Source organism: Bacillota bacterium (genome assembly GCA_012837335.1).
Taxonomy (GTDB): Bacteria; Bacillota; Limnochordia; order Darwinibacteriales; family DTU012; genus DTU012.
Genome location: DURM01000066.1, coordinates 25392 through 36214, shown reverse-complemented (window position 1 = coordinate 36214; position 10823 = coordinate 25392). Strand labels below are relative to the sequence as shown.

Here is a 10823-nt window from a genome sequence, read left to right as displayed (position 1 = left end):
TTACGCCGACAATCAAAGCAGGTAAGAAAACTGAAATCGAATCGATAACACTAACCAAAGACGGCGTTGAAGTTGATTATGAAGTGGGAGCAACCCTTGAAGAAGTTGGCGAATACGAGTTAACAATAGTTGCTAAAGCCGGTACGAAAGATGCGGTATTTACTTACAAATTTGCAATCGTAGAGATAGCCATTGAGATTAAAAACATTGAAGAAGGCAAAATGTATACAGAGATTACACCAGAAGTAACTGTAACAGGTGCTGACAGTTATGTTCTGAAACTGAACGGTGAAGAAATTGATGCCGATAAAGCTATCACTAAACCAGGCAAGTATACCCTTGAAGTAGTGGCAACCGCTGGTGAACAATCCCTCACCAAATCAGTTAGCTTCATTGTTGTTAAGAAAATTTTCGTACATGACGATTCCAAACTGGATGGTTTGTGGCATGACAGAGGCTCTGCTCCAGAGCTGAACGAAGATCCCGCCTACATCAAGGAGGGTGATTTCAGCCTCAAGTTTACAAACCAGGCGGATACAAAGTCTGCTTTCAGATGGAACCGCGATCCGAAAGGCGCCCGCATCTGGCCAGAAGACTGGACTGAATATACGCACTGGTCCATGTGGATCTATATTGAGGATAAAACTCCGTTGAATGAAATCGAATTCGCGCTCGGTACTTCAGCCGGAACACTCAGCAAAAAATGGAGCAGTGATCAGCTTGTAGATGGCTGGAACCTGATTGAAATAGACCTTAAAGACTATGCCGGAGAAAACTGGGAAGCCCTTGGTAATCTCTACTGGGACGACAACGGTGATGGCAAATATGAATCATTCTTGGATATCATCGTAAGAAGCTCTGCAGAAATGACTCTTTACTTTGATCAGGTCACTTGGTATTCAATGGCTGAGTAAATAAAAATCTCGCATGAAAAATGGCTGTTGGTTTTCCAACAGCCATTTTTACGTTCAAAAAACCTCTGCCCCACCAATCGTGAAGCAGAGGCTTAGATTTAGTCTCTACAGGATAGATTAGTCTTCCCAGTACAGGGAAATGTCGTCGTAGTAGTAAACCATTTCAGTCTCACCATCAGCTGTGCGGACTTGGAACTCGATTAAGTCAACATCTTTGCGCATGAAGTATTTTTGCGGATCTGCCATGTCAACTACAACATAGTTCCAGCCATCCTGTAAAATGTCCACTGTGTACATGAAGTTAATCTTGCTGCCGGAGGTAAGCCAGAAACTTACACCGATAGCTGCATCTTCTCTTAACAAGGAAACATCTTCAAAGTAAACCCAGAAGCTTAAGCGGTTATATGCAGTTAAATCACTGATGAAGTTGCTGTGATAATTGCGGAAGCGAACCATTGAGCGCTGGTCGCCAGCTTCCTTAACAACCTTCAGGCTGACATCGCCTTCTTTTACGTAAGCCGGGTCGTAATTGTAAGAAATGATTGCTTTGTTCTCGGTTGTAAAACCATGCACCCGGTTGAAGTTTTCTAAAACATGTCTTGTCTCCTGCGCACTTACAACACCCGCTGCTGCAACAACTAAAGCCAACAATACCAACAAACTGACTGCTCTTTTCATGTGAGTAAATTTCCCCCTTATGTAATATATTTAATGCATACAGCTATATCATAGCATATTGTTAGGTATTTTTAAACACCAATTTACCCAATAAACTGGGGCTTTTCCACAGATTCGCTCAGCATATGCAAATATATAACAAAAAAGGAGCCACTGTTCGTGACTCCGGATATTATTATATTCAGCTGGCCTGCTCCTTAGACTCAGCATCTTCCCTTACAACAACAGTTATTTCTAATACGCGGCGGAAATCAGTCTTGGTTACTGTGACAAACAGATTCCCAAATTCAAAGGTGTCGCCTTCATTGGGAATTCTGCCTAATTCCTGAATTACCCAACCGCTTACTGAAGCTGCATCGGTTTCGTAATCAATATCAAAAAGGTCAAACATTTTATCGATATTAGCACTGCAGAGGATTTTATACTCATGAGTGCCGATCTGTTCAAATTCGTTGATTACCTCATCATGCTCATCCCAGATCTCACCGACCAATTCTTCCAGAATATCTTCAAGCGTTACAATACCTACAGTTCCCCCGAACTCATCTGTTACCACTGCCATATGAGCCTTTGACTGTTTAAGTACTGTAAGCACGTCCGAGATTTTCATCGACTCAGCAATGAAGATCGCCGGCTGCATCACCCGTTTAACCGGTTCGCTGTTGACGACAACCCGGTTGTGGAAATCCTTATAGTGCAGAATACCGATAATGTCATCTATCGTCCCCTGATAAATCGGAATTCTGGAGTAACCGGTTTCCCTGAACAGCTCCATGATTTCCTCGTTCGATGCGGTGATCGGCAGAGCCGCCACATCTACCCTAGGGGTGAGAATATCAACCGCTTCGAGATCATCAAATTCAATGACGCTGCGGATCAGATCCCCTTCATTCTGATTAATGCCGCCATCATGTTCTGCAACTTCCACATAGGTCAGCAGTTCTTCTTCGGTGATTCCCTGGTCTTCCTCTGTGGCAACAGACTCAGTCAAGAACTTAGTCCACTTAGTAAATACATAGTTGATCGGTTTTAACAGCTTGATGCAAAAATTAATGATTGGTGCGGAAAACATCGCAAACTTCTCCGGCGATCCTTTGGCTATAATCTTCGGTGAGATTTCTCCAAAAATCAGCACTAAGATAGTCAGCACCACGGTTGAAATACTTACTCCAGCTTGGCCGAAGTACCGCACAAAAATTACAGTTGCTAAGGAGGCTGCCAGGATATTAACGACATTGTTCCCGATTAAAATTGTTGACAGCAGTTGATCATAATTCTCCGCCAGTTTCAGAGTCAACTCAGCCCGCTTATTTCCTTCAGAAGCCATGTTTTTTAAGCGGATTTTGCTCAGCGCTGAAAATGCGGTCTCAGTCGCCGAAAAATAGGCTGACATTAAAATCAGACCAGCAATGCTGATGATCATCGTTATACTACTACCACTGTCCATTTAAATCTTATTCCCCCATTCGAATAATAAAAAATAATAATATGGTTTTGCGGATAAACTTCCGCTCAACACAGCAGTCGAATGGGTCGTTCCTTAGATAAATTCACCAAGGTTCGAGCATAGAAAAGAATATGCATACACAGCCTCGGCACAGGATCGTCCACTTATCATCCCTCTTTCAAATCTTATTAGAAACATTATATCACGATTTGGCGAAATATGCACACATTTTTTCCGTCCAAACAGGAAAAGCTGCCGCCCAGTCTGGACTGAGCGGCAGCTTCCAATTAACTTAAACCTGTATAATTATTCCTGCCACCAAAGTTCGATTTCATCATAGTAATAAGTCATTTGAGTTCCACCATCTGCAGTCCGAACTTGGAATTCGATTAAGCCAATACTGTTTGGGGATAAAGCTTTTTCCGGATCAGTTAAGTCGATTTCAACATAATTCCAGCCATCGACAAACTGGTCGGAAGTAAAGGCCCAAGTAGGTTTATTTCCATCCGACTGCCAGATGACCACATGCAGCGCGGCATCTGGTCTCAAAAGCGATGCATCCGGGAAGTACACCCAGAAACCTAAGCGGTTAAAACCGGATAAGTCTGATCTGAAATTGCGGTGATAATCCCGGAGACGCACCATGGAGCGGGCGTCAGTACCGGCTTTGTCTACCCGCAGAGCACCATTGCCTTTGAAAACAAAATTATGATTGGTGGTTTGAGCTAAACTCGCATCATTTTCAGTGGAGTATCCATCAAAGATTTCGAAATCATCAAGGAGAACATAATTAGAAACACCTTTACGAATGCTGAAAGATACTGACTGAGATTGGGTAACTCCCTCGGCTGTTGCTGCAGCAGTCAGTGTATACGACCCGTTTTCAGTAATTGGGCTGCCGTCATAAGGATTGCCGTTTAAAGTTAAAGTAACCTCTGCATCTTCCGGATCAACTGCTACCCCAGGAGTAACCGCATCCCCATATACTTTGCCGTCTTCAACACCCGTAATCTTCACAACCGGTCCGGCACTGCATCCGGCAAATAAAACTGCCAGGACAATCAAAGATAAAATACCGAGATTAAATCTTAGGTTTCGCATTAAATATGTACCTCCTCACAGTTTTTTCTCTTGTAATTATAACAAATATTTAGCATTTGTTTAAGTACATATTTACTGCATGTCAATCTTTTTTCGATATTTTTGCCATTATCTCGAGGTTACGATACAAAAGCACTGTAAATCGCCTTAACAGCTTGTTCAAAATCACGGTTGTCGACACCGACAATCAAGTTAATGCCGCCCGAGTTCTGATCGATCATCCGCACATTGATCTGTGCCGCGGCTAAAGCATTGAACAAAGTGGCAGCGATTCCACACTTTTGGGATAGCCCCAAGCCAACTGTGGCAATGAGGGCAATTTGGTCCACAACCTCAATGCGATCGGGATTAAGGCGTTTTGCAATCAGGTCGATAACTTGATCGAGTTTTCCATTAAGCTCCGTCTTTAAAATCACCAGGGAAACCATGTCAATTCCCGAAGGCATATGAGCAAAAGATATATGCATTTCTTCTAAAATAGAGAGCAGCCGCCTCACAAAACCCATTTCCTCGTTCAGCAGCGCTTTTTCAATTTGAATCACCACAAAGTCTTTCTGGCCAGCAATGCCAATGATATCACCACAGTCGCGGGGCTGATTGACTTCTTTCACAATCATCGTGCCGGGCGCATCCGGATCATTGGTATTGCGGATATTAATCGGAATACCTACCTCGCTGACCGGATAAATCGCAGCTTCATGAAGCACATTCGCGCCATTATACGCAAGCTCCCGCAGCTCCCGGTAAGTAATCAAAGATATCTGCTTCGCATCAGGAACAATGCGGGGATCTGTCATGAAAAATCCGGACACATCTGTCCAATTTTCATATAAATCGGCTTTGACACCGCGAGCAATCACTGCTCCGGTAATATCTGAGCCGCCCCGAGGAAAGGTTTTCACCGACCCATCCGGCATGCTGCCGTAGAATCCAGGGATCACAGCTGGCTTTTTCGGATTCAGCTGCCGGCCGACCAGTTCCTCTGTTAATTTCAAATCCAAAAAGCCGTGCTCATTAAAGCGAATCATCTCCTGCGGATCAACAAAGTCAAAGCCTAAATAAGCGGCTAAAATAACCCCGTTGAGAAATTCGCCCCGGCTTGCCGCGTAGTCCGGTTCTGATTCTTTAGGCAGTTGAGCGTAAATCTCGTCCAGCCATGGTTCCAGATTCAAATCCAGCTCTAATCCAGACACAATAACCTGATAGCGCTCCTTAATTTTGACAAACAGGTCATCAAAACTCACGCCTGCGCTGACCCGCTCGTGACACTGGTAAAGCAGATCGGTTACCTTCTCATCTTCCGGACAGCGTCTGCCCGGTGCAGAAGGAATCACCAAACGACGGCTTGGATCCGAGAGAACAATCGCTTTTACTTTTTTAAAGGCTTCAGCTGACGCTAGTGATGTGCCGCCGAACTTAACAACTTTTAATCCCATTCTGACAACATCCTCCCAAACACCAATTACACTACTGCTTCTGCCTCACCCGATGCACAAAGCGGCCGATCCTTTTGACTGCTTCCTCAAGATTGCGCAGGGAATACGCGTACGAAACCCGGATATGACCTTCGCCGCAGCTGCCGAAAGCAGTTCCCGGCACTACAGCCACCCGCTCTTCTTCGAGGAGACGGTTGCAGAATTCCTCACTATTCATTCCCAGAGATTTTATCGACGGGAATACATAAAAAGCGCCTTTGGGTTCAAAGCACTCCAATCCCATCTGGCGAAACGCGTGCACCAAGAATTTGCGCCGCAGATCATATTCGCTGCGCATCATTTCAACTGATTCACTTCCGTTTCGCAGCGCTTCTACTGCGGCATACTGACTGATCGTCGGTGTACACATAATCGTAAACTGATGCACTTTAGTCATGGCAGCGATCAGTTCAGGATCTCCCGCTACATAGCCTAAACGCCATCCGGTCATGGAAAAGGCCTTAGAAAACCCATTGATCACCAGCGTTCGCTCATACATACCCGGAAGCGATGCAATGGAGACGTGTTTCGTTCCATAAGTCAGTTCGCTGTAAATTTCGTCTGAGACAACCAAAAGATCATACTTATCAATAACCCGAGCAATATCAGCTAAATCATGTCTCTCCATAATTGCTCCGGTAGGATTATTAGGATAAGGCAGCACTAAAATCTTGGATTTATCGGTAATGCTGCTTTCTAAATCAGAGCCAGTTAAGCGAAAATCGGTTGCGTTGGTTGTCGGCACAGCAACCGGAACACCTCCTGCCAGGATAACGCAGGGTGCGTAGGAGACATAGGACGGCTCCGGAATTAATACCTCATCGCCGGGCTCGATTACAGCCCGCATAGCCAAATCTATCGCTTCACTGGCCCCGACTGTAATTAAGACCTGATCTTGAGGCCGATAACTCAAATTGTACTGCTGTTCCAAATAGCGGCTTACTTCTTCGCGCAGCTCAAGTAAACCGGAGTTAGAGGTATAGGTAGTCAGTCCCTTTTCCAGGGCATAGATACCTTCTTCCCGGACATGCCAGGGAGTCAGGAAATCAGGTTCGCCCACTCCCAAGGAGACAACATCGTCCATCTGGGCGACAATATCAAAGAATTTGCGAATTCCGGACGGTTTTAAACTCTGCACTCGGCTGTTGATCCAAGATCTGCTCATAACCAGATCGCCGCCCGTTGATCTTTTTCTTCCGGTCCGAAGACAAAGCCCTCCTGTTTATACTTCTTGAGGACAAAGTGAGTTGAGCAGCTCAATACTCCTTCTAACGGCGCCAACTTCTGGGAGACAAACATGGCCACTTCCTTCATGGTTTTACCTTGGATAATCACAGTCAGATCAAAACCACCCGACATCAGGAAAACACTGTTCACCTCCGGATACTGATAGATCCGTTCAGCGATTTTGTCAAAACCCAAGCCACGCTGCGGAGTAACCTTAACCTCGATTAAAGCAGTAACCAGCTCCCGCTGGGTCTTCTCCCAATCAATCACGGTGTGATAGCCCAAAATCGTGCGATTTTTCTCAAGTTTAGTTAAGAGCTCGATCACGTCTTCCTCAGAGATTTCCAGCATCACAGCCAGCTGTTCAACGGAAATCCGACTATTGCGCTCTAGAATTCCGAGAAGCTTCTTTTCCACGCCTGATCCCTCCTGAATCCAGCATAAACTAATATTGCTTAATTTTATCCGATTATGGATAAAAATTCAATACCAAACACCGATTAAATCACGGGAAACAGCAGGCGAGCAAAGTAAATTACTAGGGTGAGAGTAACTGCGCTCAACAGAGTTGAAACCATTACTGCCTGCGAAGCAAAATCAGGACGGTTGTCAAATTCCACTGCAATCAATGCGGTATTGACAGCGGTGGGAACCGATGATGAAATCATTAATGTTTGAGCCACAATGCCGGAAAATCCAAATATCTTAATTAAGAAGAAAGCAAGAACCGGTCCGCCGAGAAGCCGCATCGCCACCGCTAGATAGGTTTCCCGATCTTTAAAGTCAAACGTGGTTCGAGATAGCTGAACGCCTAAGGTTAACAAGGCAATCGAAATTAATCCTTGGCGGACAAACTGCAGTCCCGGCCAAAACGGAGCCTGCGTTAAATCCAGCGGCAGATATTTTAAAATAAGTGCCGTTGGAATTGAATAGACAGTGGGCATATGCAGTATTTTCCGCAGCGATTCCTTCCAATCAAGATAAGCCCGGCCCGCGTTAAAGACCGCAATTGTATTGGTCGTTACATTCTGAATCACCAGCACCATTACCTGAGTAGTCACCGCCAAATCCAGGTAGGGGGTTTGTCCATCAATCACATAGGGATAGCTGCTGAACACCAGCATAATCAAGGGCAGGCCAATATTGCCGGAGTTATAAAACATGACCGCGTTTTTAAAGGCGCTGGTCATGCTCAAGTCATATCCTCTCATTTTCGCTGTCCAGGTACTGACCACGGTATTGACTATCAAGATCGCAATAGCGAACATGAGCGCCTTCAGCATGGTAATGTCTATCGGTGTCGTGTATAAATTTACAAACACAAAAATTGGAACGTAAATATAGAGATTAAACTTAGTCAAAGTAAAGATATCAATTTTGAACGCTCTGCTTAAGATAAAGCCAAGAAATATGAGCGTAAAGATCGGAACAATATTGCTGCCTAAAATATAGAAGAAAACCTGCATTATATCAATCCTTTGGACAAAGTATTCGGCATTCCCTTAGATAATACAACTTATCTGCCATTTTGCCAAGTAGATGTTCAAAAGTGTAGGAATCTGTCGAAATGTTGTCAGCAGTAAAAAAAGGAGATCGATTTTAGGTGTAGAAGTATGATCCCAAGTCAACTATGATAGTCGTAGCTATACAATCCTGACTATGATAGCCGGGTACTCATGACTTCTGCAGGTATGTTTTACTTCAAAACCGATCAGCTAAGCTGCGAACTGAAAGGAGCATGCTCATGCTACACCTTTCCACTCAACTCGAGCCGACTGTGAGTACCAAAATCTTAGTTGGTTCATCAGATCCTGTCCTGTTAAAAGTTTTGCGGCAGTTTCTCCCGGATCAGCACGAACTGATTGAGGTTCATTCCAGCCATGAAGTGCTGCATGCAGCGCAGGAGGCTTCGGTAGCCCTAATTGTTCTTGATCTAGAAACCTTAGGACTTGATGGTAGTTTAGCATCAAGGATCATTCGCAACCGCAGCAAAACCAGGCACATTCCATTAATAGTGCTCTATCTGGGCGAACACCAGTTAGTCCATACCATTGACAACTGTGAGGGATGCATCGATTACATCGCCAAGCCCTGCAAGCCGGAAGTTCTGCTGTGGAAAGTACAGGGTTTTTTAAACTTCCGCTGTTATTTAAATCAGATTAAGCAGGAGCCGCACCATGATCACCTAACCACTCCTCAATGTCAAATACCTCAGGACAAGGATTCAATCTGCGGCCCTTTGGAACAGTTCATCCAATTTAACAGCTGCAATCTATCCAATCAACTGGCAGCCTGCGTCGCCCACGAAATCAAAAACCCCATGACCACAATGCACGCTCTCCTGGATCTCGCCAGATTAACCAGAAGCCCCCTCGATCATGATAAAATTGAAATACTGATCAGCGAACTCGACCGCATTAATACTATTTTATCTAACTATCTGACGATCAATAAAGTTAAACGCAGCGAAAGAGCAGAGTACCACCTCGAAGAAATTGTCGAGGATATGCGGTATCTCCTCGATGCAAAAGGTACACGCGAGCACAAAAACATTGTCTATAATCTTAAAGCTTGTCCGCCAGTTTATGTTAACTACAACGATATCACCCAGCTGCTCCTCAATCTTGCTCTTAACGGACTAGAAGCAATGGACGAAGCAGGTAAAACTCTTACCATTACAACTAGGTATGAGGCGCACAATGTGGAGCTGGTGGTCCGCGATCAGGGTCCGGGCATACCCCGAGAAGCGCTGAATAGAATCTGGGAACCCTTTTTCACTACCAAATCCGGCGGTTCCGGATTAGGATTAGCAATCTGCCGCTCTCTGGCTAAACGCAACGACGCGTCACTCGCGGTCGAAACTAGCCCCAGGGGTACAGCCTTTATTATCAGTTTTGTGCCTGTTTCAGCCAAGAAGTTAGTTCTTGATTAAGTTCGGTAACCAGCTTGTGTTTCTGCTCTGCTGGTAAGAACGCGGCCTCCGCTCCGGTCAGGACAATCGCAGCGATTTCAGCAGGCGTAAAATTAAACTGCTCCCCAATCAGCTCGTACTCTGAAGAAATCGTGATGGAGGATGTGGTAGGATCATCATCACCGAGACTCACTTTTACTCCCCAATCATATAGTCTGCGAATGGGATGGACAGCCAGCTCCGGCACCGCCCGCGTGTGGACATTGCTGGTGGGACACACTTCCAGTGTGACGCCCGCCTTTTTTACTGCCTCCATTAAGCTTGTGTTATCCGCTATCTGAATACCGTGACCGATCCGATCAGCGCCCAAAACTTCAATCGCCTCCAAGACGCGGCTGCCATCGCCGACTTCTCCCGCGTGAACAGTAATACCCAGTCCACTTTTCTTAGCTGTCTTGAATGCCTCGGCAAAAATATCGGCAGGATATGCCGCTTCATCTCCCGCAATGTCAAAGCCGGCTGCACCCTGCTCGATATATTCCGCAGCAGTTCTAGCAAGGATCAGATTCTGCTTGGGCTCATGCTGTCTAAGGGCACAGACAATCAAGCGGGCGGTAATCGGATACCTGCTGCAAGCCTGATTGATCCCGGAAAGCGTTTCTTCAATTACATTTCTAAGGGAACGCTCCGGCGTCACATGGAGCCAGGGACCAAACCTGATCTCTAAATAGCGCACATTCTGCCGGTAAGCATCTTCAACCGCTTCATAGGCCATCCGCTCTAAAACTCCCGGAAATTTAGACACCTCAAGGGAGCGGTCAACTTTAACCAGAAAATCGGCCAGGCTTTTGTCCTCATCAGAAACCTGCAGATAATCTGCTGCATCCTCTAAAGTTCGCACTGGAATCGGAAGCATGTGGGTAGATGCTATCTCCAAAAAAGTCTCCAGCCGAATCGCACCTTCCAAGTGGTGATGCAGATTTACTTTCGGCAGTTTTACCCAAATATCATTGGTTTTCATATTTTCACCCCATCCCCTGCATTTATTGATTATTTCGCCAAAAAGCGCC

The 10823-nt window shown here is 45.3% G+C and carries 10 protein-coding genes; 2 read left to right on the top strand and 8 right to left on the bottom strand.

Going from position 1 to position 10823, the window contains the following annotated elements; all coding sequences use genetic code 11:
• A partial coding sequence (locus GX019_09695) for a hypothetical protein (protein ID HHT37432.1) occupies positions 1 to 914 on the top strand: 914 nt, incomplete at its 5' end.
• A gap of 117 nt (positions 915 to 1031) precedes the next feature.
• Here the strand turns inward: GX019_09695 and GX019_09690 are convergent.
• From GX019_09690 to GX019_09660, 7 genes are all read right to left on the bottom strand, one after another.
• Entirely contained in the window at positions 1032 to 1592 is a 561-nt protein-coding gene (locus GX019_09690) for a hypothetical protein (GenBank protein ID HHT37431.1), read from the bottom strand.
• Positions 1593 to 1773: 181 nt separating this feature from the next.
• The gene (locus tag GX019_09685; GenBank protein HHT37430.1) at positions 1774 to 3039 is read right to left on the bottom strand and encodes an HlyC/CorC family transporter; all 1266 of its coding nucleotides are present in this window, start codon (positions 3037 to 3039) and stop codon (positions 1774 to 1776) included.
• 306 nt (positions 3040 to 3345) lie between these two features.
• Positions 3346 to 4140 carry a hypothetical protein gene (locus GX019_09680; GenBank protein ID HHT37429.1) on the bottom strand — a complete coding sequence of 265 codons (795 nt, stop codon included), beginning with the start codon at positions 4138 to 4140 and terminating at the stop codon, positions 3346 to 3348.
• Between the two features lie 119 nt (positions 4141 to 4259).
• Positions 4260 to 5576 carry an aspartate kinase gene (locus tag GX019_09675; protein HHT37428.1) on the bottom strand — a complete coding sequence of 439 codons (1317 nt, stop codon included), beginning with the start codon at positions 5574 to 5576 and terminating at the stop codon, positions 4260 to 4262.
• Between the two features lie 31 nt (positions 5577 to 5607).
• Positions 5608 to 6780, bottom strand: a complete 1173-nt coding sequence (locus GX019_09670) for an aminotransferase class I/II-fold pyridoxal phosphate-dependent enzyme (protein HHT37427.1) — start codon at positions 6778 to 6780, stop codon at positions 5608 to 5610.
• Positions 6777 to 7193 (bottom strand): Lrp/AsnC family transcriptional regulator, encoded by a 417-nt coding sequence (locus GX019_09665; GenBank protein HHT37426.1) that lies wholly within the window; start codon positions 7191 to 7193, stop codon positions 6777 to 6779. The genes GX019_09670 and GX019_09665 overlap by 4 nt, the downstream gene beginning before the upstream one ends.
• Positions 7194 to 7342: 149 nt before the next feature.
• Complete coding sequence (locus GX019_09660; protein ID HHT37425.1) at positions 7343 to 8308, bottom strand: AEC family transporter; 966 nt, start codon at positions 8306 to 8308, stop codon at positions 7343 to 7345.
• A 311-nt stretch (positions 8309 to 8619) separates the two neighbouring features.
• Here GX019_09660 and GX019_09655 point away from each other — a divergent pair, with 311 nt between their 5' ends.
• Entirely contained in the window at positions 8620 to 9774 is a 1155-nt protein-coding gene (locus tag GX019_09655) for a hybrid sensor histidine kinase/response regulator (GenBank protein HHT37424.1), read from the top strand.
• Here GX019_09655 and add read toward each other — a convergent pair.
• The gene (gene add / locus GX019_09650) at positions 9731 to 10774 is read right to left on the bottom strand and encodes an adenosine deaminase (protein HHT37423.1); all 1044 of its coding nucleotides are present in this window, start codon (positions 10772 to 10774) and stop codon (positions 9731 to 9733) included. The genes GX019_09655 and add overlap by 44 nt on opposite strands.
• Positions 10775 to 10823 lie beyond the last annotated feature (49 nt).

Coding starts and splice junctions, on each gene's coding strand:
- GX019_09690 (HHT37431.1), bottom strand. CDS start 1,592: ATGAAAAGAGCAGTCAGTTTGTTGGTATTGTTGGCTTTAGTTGTTGCA.
- GX019_09685 (HHT37430.1), bottom strand. CDS start 3,039: ATGGACAGTGGTAGTAGTATAACGATGATCATCAGCATTGCTGGTCTG.
- GX019_09680 (HHT37429.1), bottom strand. CDS start 4,140: ATGCGAAACCTAAGATTTAATCTCGGTATTTTATCTTTGATTGTCCTG.
- GX019_09675 (HHT37428.1), bottom strand. CDS start 5,576: ATGGGATTAAAAGTTGTTAAGTTCGGCGGCACATCACTAGCGTCAGCT.
- GX019_09670 (HHT37427.1), bottom strand. CDS start 6,780: ATGAGCAGATCTTGGATCAACAGCCGAGTGCAGAGTTTAAAACCGTCC.
- GX019_09665 (HHT37426.1), bottom strand. CDS start 7,193: ATGCTGGAAATCTCTGAGGAAGACGTGATCGAGCTCTTAACTAAACTT.
- GX019_09660 (HHT37425.1), bottom strand. CDS start 8,308: ATGCAGGTTTTCTTCTATATTTTAGGCAGCAATATTGTTCCGATCTTT.
- add (HHT37423.1), bottom strand. CDS start 10,774: ATGAAAACCAATGATATTTGGGTAAAACTGCCGAAAGTAAATCTGCAT.